This window comes from Streptomyces beijiangensis, from assembly GCF_017315755.1.
Lineage (GTDB): Bacteria > Actinomycetota > Actinomycetes > Streptomycetales > Streptomycetaceae > Streptomyces > Streptomyces beijiangensis.
The window spans coordinates 1-255 of record NZ_JAFLRJ010001134.1 but is presented as its reverse complement, the minus strand read 5'-3'; the positions used below and the strand labels follow the sequence as shown (position 1 = coordinate 255).

General features: G+C 72.5%; 1 pseudogene. It reads left to right on the top strand.

Going from position 1 to position 255, the window contains the following annotated elements:
- Positions 1-255 (top strand): annotated as a pseudogene (locus tag J0695_RS40890) (glycosyl hydrolase); the annotation flags it as partial.

Below are 255 nucleotides of genomic sequence, written 5' to 3'. Positions count from 1 at the left end.
GCGGCGGGGACGCGCGGTGGGTGCAGCGGTCCGAAGTGCCTGCGGACGCCCGGTTCTTCGGCCTCGGCGGGCGGGGTGCGGGGCCCCGGCTGCGGGACGGTACGTACGCCCTCTGGAACACCGATCCGCGCGGTGGCTTCGAACGGGGCGACGACCCTCTCTACATCACCATGCCGGTGCAGCTGGTGGTGGCGGATGCGGGGACCCATCTGGCCTTTCACGACAACACCTGGGAAGGGCGGGTGACGCTGGCGG